Here is a 20,273-nt window from a genome sequence, read left to right as displayed (position 1 = left end):
GCGGGATACAAGCATATATTTTAACGCAAAAATAGAATAAATTAACTAATGTCTAAGGTTAAATATTATTACGACAAAGAGACGCTTTCCTATAAAAAAATAGAGAAACGCAAGGGGCGTAAGTTGGGTTACGCCTTGTTATCTATAGGCGCTTCTTTTCTTGCGGGATTTATACTTCTGGTTATTTATTTAAACATTCCTAATCTAGAAACGCCTCGTGAAAAAGCGCTTCAGCGGGAATTGCAAAATATGAAAACGCAATATGGCGTACTTAATAAAAAGTTAGATCAGGTTCAAACCGTACTGAGCGAAGTTGAAGAACGGGATAACAATATTTACAGACTGTATTTTGAAGCCAATCCAATTCCTGATGAGCAGCGTAAAGCCGGTTTTGGTGGAGTTAACCGGTATAAAGATCTTGAAGGCTATGACAACTCAAAACTTATTATTGAGTCTAACAAACGTTTAGACATTCTTACCAAACAGCTCGTAGTGCAAAGCAAATCGCTTGACGAAATCGCCGTTTTGGCCGAAGAAAAAGAAAAATTCTTAAACGCGATTCCTGCAATTCAGCCTGTTGCCAATAAAGATTTGACGCGTATTGCTTCGGGTTACGGGATGCGTTCTGACCCATTTACCAAAGAACGCAAAATGCACTGGGGAATGGATTTTACCGCTCCGCGTGGAACCCCCATTTATGCCACAGGAAATGGTGTCGTAGAACGTGCAGACAACAATGCTACAGGTTACGGAAATCACATACGCATCGACCACGGTTACGGTTATGTAAGTCTGTATGCGCATCTTTACAAATACAATGTGCGCAGAGGTCAAAAGGTGCAACGTGGTGATCTTATAGGTTTTGTAGGAAGCACCGGCCGGTCTGAAGCGCCGCACGTGCACTATGAGATCTTCAAAGATGGGCAGCGTATAAACCCGATTAATTTTTACTACGGAAACCTTTCGCCTGAAGAGTTTGATGTAATTTTACAGAAAGCACAACTCGAAAATCAATCTCTGGATTAATGCACGTCGAACTGCCCGAAAAATTATATTACAGTATTGGTGAAGTCGCTGATGCCTTTGGCGTCAATGCGTCACTCATTCGTTTTTGGGAAAAAGAGTTTGATGTCATCAAACCGAAGAAAAATGCAAAAGGTAACCGCAAGTTCACACCGGAAGACATCAAGAATCTGGAGCTTATTTACCACTTGGTAAAAGAACGCGGTTTTACGCTTGAAGGTGCAAAAACGCATTTAAAAGAAAACAAACAAGAAACCATCAATAAATTTGATCTCATCAGAAAGCTGGAAAATATCAAAGCCCAGCTTCAACAATTAAAAGATCAACTCTAATCTAACAAACATCAATCATCATGAAAAAAGGAATTATCGCGCTAATCGTAGTGGTCATACTTCTTATCATTGGCTATTCATTTTTTAAAGGTTTTTACAATACCGGTATCGAGTTGCAAGAAGATGCAACCGCTCAATGGGGTAATGTTGAAAGTGCTTACCAGCGTCGTTCAGACCTTATTCCTAACATTGTAAACACAGCCAAAGGCTATGCTGAATTTGAGCAAAAAACCCTTACCGATGTGATCGAAGCGCGTTCCAAAGCGACGTCGGTAAATATTGATCCAACAAATATCTCTCCTGAACAGTTAGAACAATTTCAGCAAGCACAAAGCGGTTTGAGTTCGGCGTTAAGCAGATTGCTTGTAACCGTAGAGCGCTATCCTGACCTTAAGGCAAATGAGAATTTTAAGGAATTGATTAACGAACTTGAGCGTACAGAAAACCGTATCAACGTAGAGCGTAACCGTTATAATGCAGCGATCAAACCTTATAACAAGCACATCAAAACCTTCCCGAATAACATCGTAAATAACATCATTGGCAACTTTGAAGAGATGGAATATTTTGAAGCTGAAGAAGGTGCGCAAACTGCTCCTGAAGTTGATTTTGATTTCAATAATGACGCAGCATAATGGCATCTGTAGTTGAAGACTTTTTAACGGCAGAAGAAGAACAAGAAGTTGTTGAAGCCATTCGCCAGGCCGAGCTCAAAACTTCTGGAGAGATCCGCGTGCACTTAGAACGCACTTGTGATGAAGAAGCACTAGAGCGCGCAAAAGTTTTGTTTCATCAGCTTAAAATGGACAACACCAAAGAAGAAAATGGCGTCCTCATTTATGTTGCAGTTGATGCCAAAAAGTTTGCCATTTGTGGTGATCGCGGCATCAATAAAGTTGTTCCTGATGATTTCTGGCAAAGCACCAAAGATCTCATGCAAACCGAATTTAAAAACCGAAAGTTCAAAACCGGATTGGTTAAAGGCATCAGTTCTGCCGGCGATCAATTGGCGCATTTCTTCCCTTGGGACGATGATGACATCAATGAACTTTCAGACGAAATATCGACCTCTTGATCTATTTACCTCAAATACGTTCTATTAGAACGATGCTTTTGCTTGCTTTTCTTTTTTGCCTTTCGGCGAAAGGATTAGCGCAATTTGATATTCCGGAAGTACCAAGCAAACAAACCAGTGTTTACGATTATGCAGATCTTTTAAATTCTGGTCAAAAGGCAGCACTTGAAAATAAACTTGTACGCTATAGTGATACTACCTCAACGCAAATTGTGGTGGTGATCATCCCGAGTACCAAAGGTGAAGACATCAGCTTTCTTGGAGCTAAATGGGGCCAAAAATGGGGCATTGGTCAAAAAGGGAAAGACAACGGAATCCTGATCACACTGGCCACCGAAGATCGTAAAGTTGATATCAACACCGGTTATGGGATCGAAACGATCATCACAGACCGTATGGCCGAACAGGTGATCAACCGTATTATGATCCCTCAATTTAAAAGAGGCGATTATTACGCGGGTCTGGACCAAGCTGCAAATGCACTTTTTCAAATGCTTCAAGGCGAATACCAAGGTTCGAGACAGGAAAATAACGGTCCCAGTATTCGCAATTTTCTACCCATTATCATCATCTTTTTCGTTATCATTTTTATCCTAAGTCGTTCTCGCGGTGGCGGAAACGGCAGAAACGGTGGTAGACGTAGCGGTGCAGGCAGTTTACTAGACGTCATCATTTTGAGCAGTCTAGGTCGCGGCGGACTCGGAGGCGGTGGCTTTGGCGGAGGATCCTCTGGTGGTGGCTTCGGTGGAGGCGGCGGCTTTGGAGGTGGTTTCGGCGGTGGCGGCTTTGGAGGCGGTGGTGCTTCCGGAGGTTGGTAAATACTACCTGCTATCCTTCTAAATTGCAATGACCCAACCGATCCCTTTAATTCTTAAAAGAAATTTCATTTGGAATCTTTTCTTCAACTCATACATCAAATCACAAAATACGGAAGTGAACCAGTTGCTGACCCCAACAAATTGGTAAGTCTCAAAAAATCTCTGGGAGACTTATACGCTTTGTATTTGAATTTAAACTCCAACTTTGACGAGCAACTTTATAAAGAAGTACAACGTCTAGACTATGCTGAAGTTTACGCGTATGTGAAAGTAAATTTCCCGGAGTTTGGTTGGTATCGCTCGAGTACTATTTCTTTTAAAACCGATCAAGATCCAGAACTGTTGGAAGAAGATGCGATTGACGATCTAACAGATCTGATCATTGATCTAAGCGAAGTCGCCTGGCGCCTCAAAAACACCAGCCTGAATGACGGTTTATGGTATTTCAACACCCTTATGAAAATTCATTCTGAAGCACATTTAATTAATTTAATAAGGTATTTAAAGGCTTTTGAAAATCAATAATTAAAAGGGCTCATATGAGCCCTTTTAATCGCTATGAGTTTTTCGAGAATAATTTAAGATCCCTTGTATTCTTTTGTACCGTAACCGCTGCAAACAAACTCAATGTAAAAGACATACCGTAGAATCCCTTCTCGCTCAACTCTAAGTTAGCATTCCACAGCCCTATTATTAAAAGAAGAATTGACGCTATTGTGGTGAACCAGCTGATACTATAATAAATATCTGTCACTTCTATTCCTTCTTGCTTATCCCGAACACTCTTTTGTACAGAAATTACCGAGAATAACCCAAAGAGTAAGATTGTAAAGTAGTACCCCTTTTCATTTAAAAGCATCGAAGCATTCCACAAACCGATGCAGTAGGACAGCATGCCTATAAATAATGCAGACCAAGCAGCTGAAACGAAAGCAGCAGTGGGCTTTGTTGAATTTTGGAATGCTGAACCTTTACTTTCATTAGAAAGAACATTCTTTTCGTTTTCAAATGTAGTTTTCATAATATTTGTTTTGAGAATTACACTACAAATGTGAGAGTAGCTTCTAAATCAGGAAAACCTGTTTTTTAGAAATACTTATGATTTAAAAGTAAATTGATACGCAGCAACTACTATATTTACTGTAACTATAGCGATTAATACTTACTATTTAATGAACAACCTTTTCAAATTGATAAGTACATTTTCGGATGAAGAACAAAAGGAAGCAGTACAATTCCTTAAAAAGAAGAACCGACGAGGAGATGCTAAAAACATACTTTTATTCAAAATGATTTGTCAGGGTAAAACCAAAGAATTACCGCAAACACTTTATAAGAAAATGAATCGGAATGCTTACCACGCCCTAAGTAAGCGTTTGCGTGATAGTCTACTTGAATTTATAGCATCCAAAAGTTTTGCTAAGGAATCAAGTGAAGAATCAGACACTTTAAAACTTCTATTATCCAGTCGCATTTTATTTGAAAAAAAGCTCTTTAAACTTGGGTGGAAAACACTTTCAAAGGCTGAAGAACTTGCTTTTGAATTTGAACTACACACTGCGCTACACGAAATTTATGATACACAATTGCAATATGCAGCTATACTGCCAGAAATCAACCTAAACTCAATTTTAGATAATAGCGATCGAAATTTAAGGATGTTGAACACCACGCTTAAATTTAAACAGGCCTACGCAACTTTAAAACGTAAATTAAGAGCAGGTACAACTAATAAAAATATAGCTCTAAAAGAAGTACTAGATTATTTTAATATAATTCCTAACCAGGATTTCACATACAAGTCTCTTTTCCAATTCATGGATCTTCTTTGCGACACTGCCGAAGCTGAAAGTAATTACTATGATATTTCACCTTTAATGCAAGAAGCTTTTCGCCACGTAAACACAAAAAAAACTTCAAATAAGCATAGCTATTATCACTTACAGATTCTCTATCTAATGGCTTCAAATAGCTTTAGAAATAAAAATTTCCAAAAGACATTAGACTTTTTAGATGAGCTTGATTCTATTTTATCAAAAAGATATCTTTATCAATTTCGTAATCAAACATTAATTCTTAGATCGCTCACTTTAAATTATTCAGGCAACCCTTTAGCGGCTATTGAATTATGCGAAAACATCAAAAGTAACGAACCTCAAGTTCAACTCCTTTTAACAACACTCTATTTTCATCAAAACAGATATAAAGATGCCTATCAGATCTATAAAAAATTTCAGCATAGTGACCACTACTATGAAAGACATCAAGGTCTTACTTGGGTAGTTAAAAAAGAAATTATAGGCTTTCTACTTCTGATAGAATTAGACAAGCTGGATTTGGTTTTGCAAAAACAAAAATCTTTACATAAAAGGTTTTACAACAGACTCAAAGCTCTTGGAGAAGAACGTGTATTAACCTTCATCAAGCTAGCGAGCATTTATTACACAAACCCTAAGCACGTTCAATCTGATACGTTCACCAAAGAAGTTGATCGTTCATTTGAATGGGTCGGTCTCGAGCGTGAAGACCTATTTGCTATAAGCTTTTATGCTTGGCTAAAATCTAAAATGATTAACCAGAATTTATACAAAGTCACACTTGACCTGATTAATCCCACCAACCATTCTCTCTAACTTCTCCTTTTTTACCCAGCGTATTGAATTTATAGCTGAAGCTCAACATAAAATACTGTTGTAAAACAGTACTCTGCACATCTTCAATATAGGATTGGGTGGCTGTACGTCTTGAGTTGGTATTTTGATTGAGCAAATCATACACTTTAAAGGTCGCTATTGCTTTATTATTCAGGAAAGAATACGCCAATGACGTGTTCCAGAATACCGCGTCCCGCTGAAATCCTGCTCCTACATTTGGATTGTAAGTATATCTAATATCATTTTCCCAAGTAAGCCACTCCGGGAAATAGGTTGTAGTACGTAGGCGCGCATTGTGCTGCGTAAATTCTTGCCCATCAAAGAAATCACGGTTAAATGTCGTCTCATTAAAGCTAATTCTATATTCAGGACGCAGCTCAAACCAATCGGTCCAGGTAAAACGTAAGCCTAAACTAGGCGAAATAGATTTAGTGATACTGGCATATTGATCTGCATTGAAAAAGTTCACAAAACGATTGATACCACCACTCATTCCTACTTCAACTTTTAACGTTCTAAGACTATCCAGCTTGTAGTCTTTGTTATAGCCTAGATTTCCGTAAGCATTATACACCCCATCTACATTTGTAAAAGTGGTAGATCGCACAAAATTATCATCTACAGTAGTAAGGTTCACCACTTGATCATTAGTAAACGTAGCGCCAAAATAAGAGTACAATCCACTTCTAGTCTCCCAATCATAATTGTTGACTCCCATATTGAAGTTATGGCTATTGGTAGGACTCAAGTTAGGATTACCTTGAACGGTGTTAATCGGGTCTGAAACATCTAAATAGGGAGAAAGTTGTCTAACATCTGGTGCGTTATTACTTAAGTTATAAGCAGACCACAAACTTAGTTTTTGTGTAAAATTATAGTTCAACCGAGCTGTTGCTTCAAGGGCGTTAAAATTATTCTCAAAATCAATATCACGCACTCGGTTTCCGGTTTCATCAGTCAACAAATCCTCACCTGTTAATTTTCGGGCTACATACGCTGCATTAATGCTTCCGCGGAGTTTTTTTGAATTATAGCTTACTCCAAATTGAGGTTTATGACTTCGGTTTGTACTTTCAAAATCGGTACTCTGCGGAGTGATGAGTTGGTTGTACGACTGACTGGCAGCATCAAAATCATAGACCAACTGCGTATTAGTGCGGTTTTCATTCTTAAACTCATACTCGGTCTCTAAAAAGAGTTTTTTTGAAATAAGCGGAATGCGCCACTTTACATTTGTAGTAATTCCGTCTGTATTATTATCACCATCGGTACGCTGATTTCGTAGAATCTGACTGGCATCGGTACCGTAAACATTGGTTTCTGAATTGGTAAAATCGATGCTTTCTGTCTCGTCTAACTGAAGATTACCATTGATTCGAATAAATCCCCCCTTTTCTCCATAACGTTTGGTCGCGGTAAGACGATTACTCAAATTACGCGTCGTACGATCATTAAAGTTGTCGTACTCGCTGTCATTTACCAAGTCTCCGGCTTCGTTTGTGGTTACTGAACTTCCCGAACTGCTGTTGGTTCCTAGCGTATAGTTAAGAGAAGGACGAAATTCTACCATAAATGTCGAATCTATTTCGGCTTGAAACCTAAGGTTTGCAGAATGGTTATCGGTATTAGAATCGGTGCGAGAATCACTTATTGAGGTAAAGCGGTTATCTGGCAAGATGTTTTCACGTACCCTGTCGGTTTCATTAAAACTATTGGCTCCCGAATAAAAGTAATCTGCAGAAGTCTCTATCGCTTCGCCAAAATCATTGGCAAAATTCATCCCTGCGTTACGCGAGTTGACGATACCTTGCCCCATTCCAAAACTTCTTCCACCTACATTAAAACCTCCGTTGCTGCTTACTGAAATATAGCTTGCATTACCAAACATCTTTTCGATCTCTCCAAAACTAAATCCAGGTGAATTGATGTTATTTCCGCTTCCCAGCAAACTGAAACGCAGATCATTGTCAAAGTAATTTCCAATACCTGCAAACTCAAAACGATTATCGGTGCCACCACCCGCAGCTACCCGGCCAAAAAGTCCTTTATTCTTATCTTCATCAATGGTGATGTTGATGGTTTTATTTTCACTATCGCCTTGTTCACCGGCAAATTCTTCAGACTCTGTTTTTGTATCAACAACCTGAATTTTATTGATCAACTCCTTGGTAAGGTTACGTGTAGCAATGGTAGGATCATCGCCAAAGAACGGTTTACCATTAACCAGAATATTATTAACCGGTTTCCCATTGATGCGTATTTGACCATCGGCATCTACCTCTGCTCCCGGTAATTCTTTTAAAAGATCCTCTACCGTTGCATCGGGTTTGGTTTTAAAAGAGGCTGCGTTAAATTCAAGCGTATCCTGCTTGATCACAACAGGCGCAGCTCTCCCTTTTACCACAACATCACCTAAGGACTCTACTTGAAATTCTAGCGGAATATCACCTAGATTAATACTACGCTCGTTAGTAAAGTCAATTTGCTGCTCGTAAGATTGATAACCTACAAAAGTGACAAATAGATTTGCCTTTTGAATATTAGACTTTCCGCTTAGTTCAAAGAGACCATTGCGATCACTTATGGTGTAACTGATCACGGTACTATCCTGAAGGGTTTCTAGAACAACAGTTGCCGCTTCTAAAGGAGTTTTCTGTTCCTGGTCAATAAGTTTACCGGTGATTTGAAAATCTTGGGCAGATGTGCTTAAAAAGAACATGCCTAGCACTAAGGCAATTAAATAACGATTGATCATGATTGTTTTTTGATTGATACACGAATAAATAGATTTCTTAAATAACTAAAAAATTAGTTATCGAGTTTAAGATAACTTTAACGTAAAACGTATTACTTCTGAGCCATTTAATAGATTAACGTCTTCTAGGCGGGCCACCTCGTCGATTACCTGATTGACCACCAAAGTTGCTCAACTTATACGTAAAACTTAGCATCGCGTATTGCGTTAGAATCAAACTGTTTGTATCCTGAATGTAATCGTCACCAATGATACGTCGTGTATCTACTACTTGATCGAGCACATCATAAACTTTAAGTTTCAGTGTAGCTTTCTCATCAAGAAATTGATAGCCTAAACTGGTATTCCATAAAATGGAAGAATTCTGAAATCCGGGAGACACGTTTCCGTTGTAGTTATAACTGATGTCGTTACCAAAAATGACATTCTTTGGCCAAAAAGTAGTCGCTTCAAAACCTACACGGTGATTGATAAAGTCTTCGTTTCGGTTTTCATTGATTGAGTATCTGGTATCGTTATACGTCAGGTTATAACTTGGATTGACTTCAAAAACCTCTTGAATGGCATAAGTCATACGCACTCCGGGAGAAAGACTAAAACGCTCAGAGTTGAATAATGTTCCATTTGTAAAACCTACGTTTCGGCTAAAATTACCCCTTAAGGTGAAATTGTATCTAAATTCTTTCTCCTCTTTGCGGCTGCTTTTAGTATAGAAAATACGTGCTCCCGCAGACATCGCCCCATCAACGTTGGCATAGGTTGTCGTACGTCTTAAATCGTCACCAATAGTACTTACAGAAACTACCTGATTTTCTGTAAAGCTAAGATCAAACGAACTGAAGATTCCGCTTCCGCCACCGGCACCAAAATTGAAACTTCTAAAATTAGCTCCAATATTATGACTATAAGCCGGACGCAATGCAGGATTACCCACTACGATATTTAAAGGATTGGTTCTATCTGCTACGGGTTGTAGCTGGCGAATAGAAGGCGTATTTGCATTGGTACGATAATCTACCGAAATACTTTTTGAACGTTCAAGCTCATAACGTACTCGCGCGCTTAAATACAAGTTGTTATACGTATTGTCAAAATTAGCCGGATTGAGCAAGTTTTCATTCTGAAGAATCGTGTTCAACAAACCTACATTGGTATTGATCCGCCAGGCCTCGTGGTCATAATTAAAACCAATGTTGGGTGTATGTCTATAGGTGTTCACTTCAAAATCACTGCTCAAACTGTCGTTAAGCACCGTATAATTACCACTCGCATCTGCATCATAGATGTAGCGTTTATTTGTAGACCTTGAGGAAGAAAAATCATAGGCCAGATCCATAAAAAAGTCAGTAGCCAGCACGAGACGCTGCTCAACTTCTAAACCGTATTGGTATTCTTTCTCATCTTCATCTATAAATTGATCCTGAATTTCGGTACGTGCATCATCACCAAAAAACTCACTTTCAGAATAGTAAAAGTTGTCATTTTCCTGATTGTCATAATTCTGCGAAACTTCCATTCTTAAAAAGGCGCCACGACTTCCAAAACGTTTTATAAAGTCAATCTCATTTCTAAAATTCAAATTATAAACATCATCTTGACTTGAAGTTTCTGTATTGTTTACCAAATCTCTGTTTCCATCTAAAGAATTTGCCATCGTACTGCGCAAAGACTTTGTTTTACTGGTATTAAAACGCGGTGAATATGACAAACGGGTAAGCGTGTCAAACTCTACTTCAAAGCGTGCATTTGCCCGATGCCTGTCGTTTATAGCATTACTGGTATTCTCTGAATTTGAATAATAAGTAGTATCTGGCAGAATGTTTTCACGCTCGGTGCGGTTGCGAGTATCGGTATTAGACCGGTCAAAATAGTAATCCCCATTCAACTCATATTTATCAGACCATTCATTGCTATAATTAGCTCCTGCAGTTTCAGATTTTGTGATGCCACCACTTCGATTTCCTGAAGCAACCGCACGCGCACCGCTGCGGCCCATCATCCCATAAATATCATCAAACTCAAATCCTGAACTGTTTATATTATTAGAACCTGCAAGAATGGTGGTGCGCATATTGTCTTTAAATATGTTCCCTATCCCGCTCATTTCATAGCGGCCGTCTGTACCACCGCCAATAGTTCCTCTGGCGAAATACCCTTTATTCTTATCCTTTTTAATGGTAATGTTGATTGTCTTATTTTCAGAATCTCCAGATTCTCCGGTAAATTCTTGAGCTTTGGTTTTGGTGTCAACCACCTGAAGCTTTTCAATAATTTCCTTCGGAAGGTTTTTTGTCGCGATTTTAGGATCGTCTCCAAAAAACTCTTTCCCATTAACGAGAATCCTAGAAACCGGTTTTCCATTTATGGTGATCGCTCCATCAGAATCTACTTCTGCACCCGGAAGCTTTTTCAATAATTCTTCGAGGTTGGCATCGGGTCGGGTTTTAAAGGAGTTGGCATTAAACTCTAGCGTATCTTTTTTAAGGGTCACTGGTGCGCGGTCTGCAACGACGATGACCTCATCCAGCAAGTTGTCTTGGACTTCGAGTTTGATTTCGCCTAAAGCGATATTCGGTTTTATCGTTATTACCTGACGCAAAGGTTTGAATCCTGCATAAGAAACAAATAGGTTCAGTTGCTCTTGATCGGTTCTGCCTTCCATCTCAAAAAAACCTTCCCGGTCTGAAATTCCATAAGTAACCAGCGTACTGTCACTTATTTTTTCGACATAAACCGTGGCAGATTCTAAAGGAACTCCATTATTATCTTTTATGGTTCCGTTTAATTGAAAATCTTGCGCAGCACCTTGTTGTAGTGCCAGCAGTCCAACGATTAAGAGTATAATCTGCTTCATAAAGGTAATATATGTACATTGTACGTTTATTCTAGGACTGCAAAAAACATAAAAGGTTTAATGTAAAAACCCACATTTTTTAAAAAATGTGGGTTTTTACAATCAATTATTGAATCCTTATCCTATTTCTTACGGAAGTACACTGCGATAGGCACACCTTCAAAATCAAATTCCTCACGTAATTTATTTTCTACAAAACGTCTGTACGGGTCTTTTACATACTGCGGCAAATTGCAGAAGAATGCAAATTGCGGATGCGGCGTAGGCAGCTGCATACAGTATTTTATTTTGATGTATTTCCCTTTAGTCGCCGGTGGCGGAGTTGCTTCAATTATAGGCAACATATAATCATTGAGCACACTGGTTTTGATGCGTGTACTTCTACTCTCATAAACTTTTACCGCAGTCTCGATCGCTTTATAAACACGCTGTTTTGTCAATGCTGAAATAAACACAATAGGCACATCGGTAAAAGGTTCAATCTGCGCACGTATATGTTTCTCAAACTCACGTATTGTTTTGTTTTCCTTTTCAACCAAATCCCATTTATTGATGAGAATCACAATACCCTTGCGGTTACGTTCTGCCAACCAAAAAATATTTTGCACCTGCCCGTCAAAACCTCGTGTAGCATCTACCACCAATAAGCAAACATCACAATGCTCAATGGCACGTACCGAGCGCATCACCGAATAGAACTCAAGATCTTCTTTTACTTTTGATTTACGACGAATTCCTGCAGTATCTACCAGATTGAATTCAAAACCAAAACGATTGTATTTGGTATCAATGGCATCGCGTGTAGTTCCTGCGATATCGGTTACGATATAACGATCTTCACCTATTAACGCATTGATAAACGAAGACTTCCCGGCATTAGGTCTACCTACCACCGCAAAGCGCGGCAACACAGATTCTTCTTCTTCAACTTTCTCCGGTAACACTTCTACAACTGCATCGAGTAAATCACCGGTACCACTACCGCTTATACTCGCAATCGTATAATATTCTCCTAATCCCAGATTGTAAAACTCAACAGCATCATCTTGACGCATCGCGTTATCAACCTTGTTTACGACGAGGAATACAGGCTTTGACTGGCGTCTTAATAACGTGGCTACATCCTCATCCATCCCGGTAACGCCGGCTTCTACATCTACCATAAAAATAATGGCATCTGCTTCATCGATCGCAAGCTCTACTTGCTTATCGATCTGTTCTTCAAAAATGTCATCACTTCCACGTACATAACCTCCGGTATCAATTACCGAAAACTCCTTACCATTCCAATCGGTTTTTCCGTAGTGACGGTCACGAGTAACACCGCTTACCGAATCAACAATAGCTTCCCTACGTTGAATCAAGCGATTAAAAAAAGTGGATTTTCCCACATTAGGTCTCCCTACAATAGCTACAATACTCATAAATCTTACTTTGTGCTTAAACCCAAAACGGGTTTTGAAAACGCTTTTGTTTCCTATTGAACCACCTTAATCCTTTTTAGGTAAGGTAGTTTTTGCGCTGCAAAATTACGATAATTAACGGCACAGAAATTAATATGCAATATTTTAGCTAATATTCAATAAATCAATACCATAAACACATTTAAGAGCTACAAACTGTAAATTTTACACAAAATCTGTTAAGGATGCTGTTAATATGACGCTGCTCAAATCTGCATCCCGTTATCTTGCGTATATATTGTTAAACAATCTAGTTTATGTATTTACTTATGAAACGCATCGGCATACTTATAATATTAGCCATCACCCTACACAGCTGCAATTTACTTTCTGCTGCCGGAATCACCAGTGGCGGCCAGCCTACGAAACAAGCTCCCGACAAACTCACCTCTTCCACGGCTAATTCAGTTGAAAATGTAGACCACAGCACCTGGGACGCATTGCTTAAAAAACACGTGGATGCAAATGGAATGGTAGATTATAAAGGTTTTGAAAAAGACCGAAGTAAACTGAACAATTATTTAGAACAGCTTTCTTCTTATGAACCTTCAAAGGAATGGTCTGTACAGGAACTTTTGGCTTACTACATCAATCTTTACAATGCCTATACAGTAGATTTGATTTTGAACAATTATCCCGTAGAAAGTATCAAAGACATCAATGGTGCGTGGACCAAAAGCATTGTACCCGTAGGAAATAAAACCCTTTCTTTAGGCGGAATTGAAAACGGCGTTTTACGTAAAATGAATGAACCTCGCATTCATTTTGCCATCAATTGCGCTTCAATGTCTTGTCCAAAATTATTGGATGAAGCTTATACTGCAGGAAAGATCAATGAACAATTAGATCGTGCTACAGAGGAGTTTATCAACTCTGATAAAAACGAAATTTCAAAAAACAGCGCAAAGCTTTCTTCGATTTTTGACTGGTATAAAAAGGATTTCATCAGTGATAAAACACCAACGATTATTGACTATGTAAATCAATACAGCACAACAAAGATCAACTCAGGCACAAATGTCTCTTACAAGAATTACGACTGGAAGTTGAACGAACAATAATTCTAATTGTTATTATAATTAATTGAATTCCATTAGATTTGAAAATCCCCTTCAATCTAAAACCTGCCAGAACATTTTTGAATGATAAGTATCATTATTCCGGTTCTTAATGAATCTGCTCATTTACCCTGTCTTTTAACGCACCTTAAAAACAACGTGGGACGCGTGCTTGCCGTAGAGATAATCGTGGTTGATGGTGGAAGCACAGACGATACCATTACAATAACAAAAAAGTTTGCTAAAGCTAACCGAATTGCATTACAAATCATCTCTTCGCAACGTGGTCGCGCTAAACAGATGAATGCTGGAGCAGAAGTTGCACAAGGTGATATTCTGTATTTTTTACATGCAGATTCTTTTCCTCCAAAGCATTTTGATGTGTTGATTGAAAAAGAAGTGGCAAATGGCAATCCGGCAGGCTGTTTTAAAATGCAATTTGACAGCAAACACTGGTGGTTGAAACTGGCGAGTTGGTTCACCAAATTCAGTTGGAGGGCTTGTCGTGGTGGTGATCAAAGTCAGTTTATCACGCGCCAACTCTTTGATGAGATTGGCGGTTTCGATGAAAGCTACATCATTTATGAAGATAACATTTTAATCAATGAATTGTATGCGCGCAACAGTTTTGTCGTGATTCAACATCCTATTAAATCTTCGGCGCGAATGTATGAGAAGTATGGGGTTTGGTATGTGCAGTATCACTTTTGGGCAATCTACGTTAAAAAGTGGTTTGGCGCTTCTGCCGAGGAATTACTCGCGTACTACTGTAAACATCTTAAAAAGTAGCGTTATTACTCTTGAAGCTAATTTATTTTCTTCAGTTGTAAAATTTGATACTTTCTTAACAGCATAAGCGTTTCGGTAAGTGTAATTTCAGTAGAAACAAAAAATCTACACCAATGAACATTTTTGAAGCCATTCGTAAAGACCACGATAAGCAACGCGAACTTTGCCGACTTGTCACTTCTACTTCGGGAGAATCTAAGGGTCGAAAACAAATGTGGGAAGACCTAAAAAAAGAATTGAAGGTACACGCAGATGCTGAAGAACGCACGTTTTATTCACCACTCATCCATAACGACATGATGCAAGAGCACGCCAGACACGGTATTGCAGAGCATCACGAAATGGACGAACTCATCGAGAAAATTGATGAAACAGATCTTGATTCTCCTGCTTGGTTGGTCTATGCGAAACAACTTTGTGAAAAAGTAGAACACCATCTGGAAGATGAGGAACACAGCTTTTTTCAACTAGCCGGAAAGGTTTTTACCGAAAAGCAAAAAACAGATATCGCTGAAGAATATCTCAAAGAAATGAAAAAGAACCGGTAAACTATCCCGAATAATCACCTATAACCTCAACAAAAGTTCCGTCAGGATCTCGTAAAAGTACAAGGTAAACGTGATCATCAAGTTTTAAAGGCGTTGCAGCTTGAGGTTGCACGCCTTCTTTTTTTGCACGCGCCATAATAGGATCTAGCGAATGTACTTGCAAGGTTAAATACTGCAACCCAAACTGTTCTTGCACCGCATCGTAAACCGCCGCCGCTTCTTGCTTCAATACTTCAGTAAAGGATACGATTTTAAGCTGTGAAGATTCCGGAGTATCTAAAAAGCTCAAAAGCGCTACTTTAAAAGATTTTCCCTTGGAGAGCCCAAGATTTTTGGCAAAGACTGAATCGATCACAAAACCTCCTGCTTCTTGCATCCCCAAAATATCCCTGTAAAAATGCAAGGCTTTTGCCTCATCACTCACCACAATAGCTGCTGTTAATGCATTCTTCTTAAAATTGGTTTGCGCATTTAAAACCAAGCCGGTCGTCAAAAGAAAAAAGCATAGAAAGAAAAATTTCCGCATAAAAAAAGAGTTTTATAAATGTACTTATAAAACTCTTTCTAAATATATTGTTTTCTTAGCCTCTGCTATTCACATAAAATGCGTGTATCACACCCGGCAGCCAACCTAATATGGTTAAGATGACATTGATGACAAAATCTTTGCCAATGCCTTTGGCCATCGCCACTCCAAGTGGTGGTAAAAGGATAGAAATTAAAATTGTAAGAATAGACATAATGGTTCTTTTTAGTTAGTAACCCAAAACTAAAAAGTAGGCTCAACAACAGCTCTTAAACTCTTACCAATTGGCAAGAGTTTGACACTTTGAATCAATCAGTTAACAGAATTTTGATACCATTTTTTTAAAACTTCCTCAGCTTGCTTTCCCTGCGGCGTAAATCTATTATTCTCTTGTTGAATGGCCCGATCGTGATTATGAAACCACTTCCAGGCAAAGCCACCGGCAAACCATGGTTCGTCCCAAAAGCTTTTGAATAAAGCTTCATACAATTGCGCTTGAGCTTCACTATTCATTTTACCTTCGTAGCGATCGCTCGCCCAAGGTTCTTTACCTGCATAGTCTGCACTTCGGTAGCCGAATTCGGTAAAAAGAACAGGCTTGCTGTATTGTTTTGAAAGTGATGCTAATAATTTTTTATGTGGTTTCCAACCTGCAAGAGCATCTTCAATAGTTGGCGTTTGCGCTTCAGAAACCGGAAAATACGCATCAGCGCCAATAAAATCCAGATCCTCCCAAATAGCTACCCGATCTACTTTATCCCAATTTTCGGCATATGTGATCTTCCCTGTGTAGGTAGCTCGTACTTTTTTGATCAATTGCTTCCAGAAGTCTGGCCGCTGATCTACAAAATTGAAAAGCTCGGTCCCAATGCATAGCAGATCTGCATGGGTTTCTTCAGCAAGTTGCGCATACAGGAGTATAAATTCTTCATAACTGTTTTCAAAAAGAACCCAATCGGCTTCAGAATCCATTTCCATATCACCGGTAAAAACGCCACGCCAAATCCAGATATGAGGTTTCAGCATCACTTTTATCTCATTCTCATGCAGCAGCTCAATATATTGCTTTACGCCTTCATAACGCTCCCCAAACCATTGCCGTTCTGAATTAAAATGTAATTCAGGATGGTTTTTATCACGCACAAAACCAAAGGGCATAATCGCAGCATAATCTGCATGGACCTCCAGCAATGGGATAATATGTTTTTTCTGAAGTGTGTCGCGCGACGCCACAAAACTCACCCCATTGATTTTTTCTGAAACCACCGTGGTCGCCGAGCAGCCCAGCAGGCAACAACCTAAAATAAGTAACGCAATACTATGCACATAGTTCTTCATCGCTTTAAAAATAATAGAAAAAACAGATAGCTTCCCGATTTTCTTTCGTCTAAAATTGCAGTTAAAAAGCAATTGAGAGCCTTCTAAGTTGTTATCTTGTACAAATAACCTAGTTATTTATGGAGCATGTGGTCATTGTGGGTAATGGGATCGCCGGGATAACCGCGGCACGACACATTCGCAAAAATTCTAATAAAAAAATCACGATCATTTCTGCGGAAAGCGAACATTTTTTTTCGCGTACGGCCTTGATGTATGTGTATATGGGACATATGCGCTTCAAAGATTTAAAACCTTATGAAGATCATTTTTGGTCTAAAAACCGAATAGATCTCAAGCAGGCTTATGTCGAAAAAGTAGACACAGAAAATAAAACGCTGCTATTCGCTGAAGATGAAACGATGACTTACGATACGCTGATCCTTGCAACCGGATCAGTTCCTGCAACTTACGACTGGAAAGGTCTGGAGCTCAAAGGTGTTCAAGGTTTGGTCTCTAAACAAGATCTTGAGTTACTCGAGAAAAATGCGCCAAATAATGAAGTTTGTCCAAAAGCGATTATTGTAGGCGGTGGACTAATAGGCGTTGAACTCGCCGAAATGCTGCACACGCGCAAGATAGAAGTTACGATGCTTGTGCGGGAAAAAGGCTTTTGGTCTAGTGTCTTACCCGACCCCGATGCGCAACTGATTTCTGAGCATATAAAAAGTCATCATATCAATGTGCTTCACGAAGAAGAATTAGATAAAATTCTTGGCGATGAACAAGGTAACGTAAAAGGTATACGCACAAAATCAGGAAAAGAAATTCAATGCAATCTAGTAGGGATCACAACCGGTGTTAAACCTAAGATCGACTTTTTAGAAGGTAGCGGCATAGCAACCGACAAAGGAATCTTGGTAAACCGTTTACTTCAAACCAATATTAAGAATGTTTATGCCATTGGCGATTGTGCACAGCAACACGAAGCGATAGGTTTACGCAAACCGGTTGAGGCGGTTTGGTACACCGGCCGGATGATGGGCGAGACAGTCGCGCAAACCATATGCGGAAATCCTTTTGAATACAATCCCGGAAATTGGTTTAACAGCGCAAAATTTTTTGATATTGAATATCAAACCTACGGTTGGGTATTTAGTGGTAAAAATAAAAAAACCTATGAAGCGCATTTTCATTGGAAGCATCCTGACAATACTAAATGTATTACGATAGCATACCACAAGGAAAACAGGGAGTTTTTAGGGATTAATACCTTTGGCATTAGATTGCGACATGAGGTTTTAGATCATTGGCTCAACACGCACCAATCGGTTGACGCTGTAGTCCAAAATCTTGATCAAGCCAATTTTGATCCTGAGTTCTACCGATCTTATTTTCCTGAAATCAAAGCCGCTTTTAGCACTTCTAAACAATTTAAAAATCATGAGTAGAGTACAACGCGATATGGCTTTAACAGGTCAACCACCGGCAGCGCTAAACGTCATTCAAAAATTAGGCACGGCTCTTGGCGTGGGCGGATTGCTCATTCTCGTCCTAGCTGTTTTCAATCTGCAACTACCTAGCAAGACTCTGTGGCTTTCAATTGCTTTGAGTGCCCTATTTGGCGGAATTGTCTTATTCTCCTACGGTGCTTATTCTGATAAGCAAGCAGGAATAAAAAATGACGGCGTCTGGTTTAAATCGGTTTCAAGTCGGGGTTTTCTCGCCTGGATTGCCGGACTCGCACTAACCGGATTTTACATTGTGCTTTATTTTAAGGCTGAACTTTTAGGCTTAAATACCGAAGGGAAAAACTTCGGACTCATTGCTTTATTTGATCCGCTAAGTAAATTATTAAGTGGAAATCCGGCCAGCCAATGGTTTGTTTATGGTACCCTCTACACGATTGCTATTTTAGGTTTTGGTATTAAGTTTTTATGGAAATACCGCCACAACCGCTACGAACGCTTACGAACTATAAGTGTGATGTTTTTCCAAACTGCCTTTGCGTTTTTAATCCCGGAGTTTATGGCGCGACTGAATAGTGATGATTTTAGTTTGCCGTACTATGACCTTAAAAATATCTGGCCACTCAATTACTATAATTTTGAACAGTATCGCGTGGATAGCTTCATCTCTTCGGGCACTATTGGTCTGGCGCTTCTAATTTTTGGTATTGCTTCAATTTTTATCATTACACCAATATTGACTTACAAATATGGTAAACGCTGGTACTGCAGTTGGGTGTGTGGTTGTGGCGGACTTGCAGAAACTGCCGGTGACTCCTTCAGACATTTAAGTGATAAAAGTGAATTTGCGTGGAAAGTAGAACGCTGGGTCGTACACAGTGTTTTGGTTTTTGTGGTGGTTATGACCACTGCCGTTGTCGCTACGTATCTTGGCTACGACGCTGAAAAATACTGGTTAACCAAAGATGTCTTTCTCATCGCGGTCGCTGTTTTTCTAACGGTACTCTTCGGTTTGATCTGGCTTTTTAAAAAGGAAGAATTAAAACAAGACGCGCGTTACGGTGCAATAGGTTATTTGGTCATTGTTTTAGCCTTGATAGGAATTCATTTTTCCAGCGGAAGCACGCTATTCTTAATTCCGGCAGAAAGCCTGCGCACAACTTATGGTTTTTTAATCGGTAGTATTTTTAGCGGGGTTATTGGCACCGGCTTCTACCCTATTTTTGGTAACCGGGTGTGGTGCCGCTTTGGTTGCCCAATGGCTGCAATTTTAGGACTTCAGCAGCGCTTATTTTCAAAATTCAGGATCACTACAAATGGTGGTCAATGCATTTCATGCGGAAATTGCTCGAGCTATTGTGAGATGGGAATCGATGTACGCGCCTATGCCCAAAAAGGTGAAAACATTGTACGTGCGAGCTGTGTAGGTTGCGGAATTTGCTCAGCAGTTTGCCCGCGTGGTGTTTTAAAATTAGAAAATGCTTCTACCGAAAAACGCATCAACAGCCGCGAAGTACTTCTGGGCAATGATGTTGATTTAATGGACTATCTAAATCAAAACTAAATTTTATAATGTATCTTAAACAACTAAA

The 20,273-nt window shown here is 39.3% G+C and carries 19 protein-coding genes; 12 read left to right on the top strand and 7 right to left on the bottom strand.

Annotated features, from left to right (window positions below):
* Window positions 1-48: 48 nt before the first annotated feature.
* From MED217_RS03115 to MED217_RS03090, 6 genes are all read left to right on the top strand, one after another.
* Window positions 49-1,026, top strand: coding sequence for a M23 family metallopeptidase (locus MED217_RS03115; protein ID WP_009779023.1), 978 nt, complete (start codon window positions 49-51; stop codon window positions 1,024-1,026).
* Complete coding sequence (locus tag MED217_RS03110) at window positions 1,026-1,355, top strand: MerR family transcriptional regulator (protein WP_009779022.1); 330 nt, start codon at window positions 1,026-1,028, stop codon at window positions 1,353-1,355. Before MED217_RS03115 ends, MED217_RS03110 begins: the two co-directional genes overlap by 1 nt.
* 20 nt (window positions 1,356-1,375) lie before the next feature.
* Entirely contained in the window at window positions 1,376-1,990 is a 615-nt protein-coding gene (locus tag MED217_RS03105; protein WP_009779021.1) for a LemA family protein, read from the top strand.
* A complete protein-coding gene (locus MED217_RS03100; RefSeq protein WP_009779020.1) occupies window positions 1,990-2,430 on the top strand; it encodes a TPM domain-containing protein in 441 nt (146 codons plus the stop codon). Before MED217_RS03105 ends, MED217_RS03100 begins: the two co-directional genes overlap by 1 nt.
* Before the next feature lie 32 nt (window positions 2,431-2,462).
* The gene (locus MED217_RS03095; protein ID WP_009779019.1) at window positions 2,463-3,248 is read left to right on the top strand and encodes a TPM domain-containing protein; all 786 of its coding nucleotides are present in this window, start codon (window positions 2,463-2,465) and stop codon (window positions 3,246-3,248) included.
* 69 nt (window positions 3,249-3,317) lie between these two features.
* Entirely contained in the window at window positions 3,318-3,773 is a 456-nt protein-coding gene (locus tag MED217_RS03090; RefSeq protein WP_009779018.1) for a hypothetical protein, read from the top strand.
* Between the two features lie 31 nt (window positions 3,774-3,804).
* On the opposite strand, the gene yiaA is transcribed toward MED217_RS03090, so the two are convergent.
* Entirely contained in the window at window positions 3,805-4,269 is a 465-nt protein-coding gene (gene yiaA / locus MED217_RS03085) for an inner membrane protein YiaA (protein ID WP_009779017.1), read from the bottom strand.
* 151 nt (window positions 4,270-4,420) lie between these two features.
* Between yiaA and MED217_RS03080 the strand changes: the two genes are divergently transcribed.
* Window positions 4,421-5,881 carry a hypothetical protein gene (locus MED217_RS03080; RefSeq protein WP_009779016.1) on the top strand — a complete coding sequence of 487 codons (1,461 nt, stop codon included), beginning with the start codon at window positions 4,421-4,423 and terminating at the stop codon, window positions 5,879-5,881.
* On the opposite strand, the gene MED217_RS03075 is transcribed toward MED217_RS03080, so the two are convergent.
* From MED217_RS03075 to der, 3 genes are all read right to left on the bottom strand, one after another.
* Window positions 5,856-8,657 carry an outer membrane beta-barrel protein gene (locus MED217_RS03075; RefSeq protein WP_009779015.1) on the bottom strand — a complete coding sequence of 934 codons (2,802 nt, stop codon included), beginning with the start codon at window positions 8,655-8,657 and terminating at the stop codon, window positions 5,856-5,858. The genes MED217_RS03080 and MED217_RS03075 overlap by 26 nt on opposite strands.
* A gap of 115 nt (window positions 8,658-8,772) precedes the next feature.
* Window positions 8,773-11,511, bottom strand: a complete 2,739-nt coding sequence (locus MED217_RS03070) for an outer membrane beta-barrel protein (RefSeq protein ID WP_009779014.1) — start codon at window positions 11,509-11,511, stop codon at window positions 8,773-8,775.
* Between the two features lie 122 nt (window positions 11,512-11,633).
* Window positions 11,634-12,935 (bottom strand): ribosome biogenesis GTPase Der, encoded by a 1,302-nt coding sequence (der, locus tag MED217_RS03065; protein ID WP_009779013.1) that lies wholly within the window; start codon window positions 12,933-12,935, stop codon window positions 11,634-11,636.
* 296 nt (window positions 12,936-13,231) lie between these two features.
* On the opposite strand from der, the gene MED217_RS03060 reads away from it, so the two are divergent.
* From MED217_RS03060 to MED217_RS03050, 3 genes are all read left to right on the top strand, one after another.
* Entirely contained in the window at window positions 13,232-14,035 is an 804-nt protein-coding gene (locus MED217_RS03060; protein ID WP_009779012.1) for a DUF547 domain-containing protein, read from the top strand.
* An 81-nt stretch (window positions 14,036-14,116) separates the two neighbouring features.
* Window positions 14,117-14,821 (top strand): TIGR04283 family arsenosugar biosynthesis glycosyltransferase, encoded by a 705-nt coding sequence (locus tag MED217_RS03055; RefSeq protein ID WP_009779011.1) that lies wholly within the window; start codon window positions 14,117-14,119, stop codon window positions 14,819-14,821.
* Window positions 14,822-14,934: 113 nt separating this feature from the next.
* Window positions 14,935-15,369: a hemerythrin domain-containing protein gene (locus MED217_RS03050; RefSeq protein WP_009779010.1), complete on the top strand. Its 435-nt coding sequence runs from the start codon at window positions 14,935-14,937 to the stop codon at window positions 15,367-15,369.
* Between the two features lies 1 nt (window position 15,370).
* Here the strand turns inward: MED217_RS03050 and MED217_RS03045 are convergent, their stop codons facing one another.
* The 3 genes from MED217_RS03045 to MED217_RS03035 all read right to left on the bottom strand — a co-directional run bounded on the left by MED217_RS03045 (window position 15,371) and on the right by MED217_RS03035 (window position 17,233).
* On the bottom strand, window positions 15,371-15,895 hold the full coding sequence (locus MED217_RS03045) for a VOC family protein (protein ID WP_009779009.1): 525 nt from the start codon (window positions 15,893-15,895) through the stop codon (window positions 15,371-15,373).
* A 55-nt stretch (window positions 15,896-15,950) separates the two neighbouring features.
* Complete coding sequence (locus MED217_RS03040) at window positions 15,951-16,109, bottom strand: YqaE/Pmp3 family membrane protein (RefSeq protein WP_009779008.1); 159 nt, start codon at window positions 16,107-16,109, stop codon at window positions 15,951-15,953.
* Between the two features lie 98 nt (window positions 16,110-16,207).
* Window positions 16,208-17,233: a glycoside hydrolase family 113 gene (locus MED217_RS03035; protein ID WP_009779007.1), complete on the bottom strand. Its 1,026-nt coding sequence runs from the start codon at window positions 17,231-17,233 to the stop codon at window positions 16,208-16,210.
* Window positions 17,234-17,352: 119 nt separating this feature from the next.
* Here MED217_RS03035 and MED217_RS03030 point away from each other — a divergent pair, with 119 nt between their 5' ends.
* Complete coding sequence (locus tag MED217_RS03030) at window positions 17,353-18,663, top strand: NAD(P)/FAD-dependent oxidoreductase (RefSeq protein ID WP_009779006.1); 1,311 nt, start codon at window positions 17,353-17,355, stop codon at window positions 18,661-18,663.
* The gene (locus MED217_RS03025; RefSeq protein WP_009779005.1) at window positions 18,656-20,245 is read left to right on the top strand and encodes a 4Fe-4S binding protein; all 1,590 of its coding nucleotides are present in this window, start codon (window positions 18,656-18,658) and stop codon (window positions 20,243-20,245) included. Before MED217_RS03030 ends, MED217_RS03025 begins: the two co-directional genes overlap by 8 nt.
* The last annotated feature ends 28 nt before the right edge of the window (window positions 20,246-20,273 follow it).

The sequence above is a fragment of the Leeuwenhoekiella blandensis MED217 genome (assembly GCF_000152985.1).
In the GTDB taxonomy this organism is placed as follows: domain Bacteria; phylum Bacteroidota; class Bacteroidia; order Flavobacteriales; family Flavobacteriaceae; genus Leeuwenhoekiella; species Leeuwenhoekiella blandensis.
Note: the sequence above shows the minus strand (reverse complement) of the source record. Positions and strands in the feature narration are given on the sequence as shown.